This is a genomic window from Larkinella sp. C7 (assembly GCF_006149005.1).
In the GTDB taxonomy this organism is placed as follows: domain Bacteria; phylum Bacteroidota; class Bacteroidia; order Cytophagales; family Spirosomataceae; genus Larkinella.
In genome coordinates this window covers 1-215 of record NZ_VBSL01000136.1, presented here as the reverse complement: position 1 = coordinate 215, position 215 = coordinate 1, and the positions used below count along the sequence as shown (strand labels likewise).

Here is a 215-nt window from a genome sequence, read left to right as displayed (position 1 = left end):
GGGAACAAGTGGAACTGCCTTTCGAGATAAGGCCAGTAATAAGGTTATCATTGCCTATACGGGAACTAATAATGATGGTAATGAACTTCAAGATGCCCTAGGAGCTGACCTGATGGGAATCGGTCTAGCTAGAGGTCAGCACTATCAACCTGCCTATGATTTTTATGATAAAATTGCTAGCCAATATGGTGCTGAAATTATTGTGATTACCGGAC

The 215-nt window shown here is 41.9% G+C and carries 1 protein-coding gene; it reads left to right on the top strand.

The features are described 5' to 3' along the window. Window positions 1-215: hypothetical protein (locus FH871_RS34765; protein WP_212768369.1), on the top strand; the 215-nt coding region annotated here is incomplete at both ends.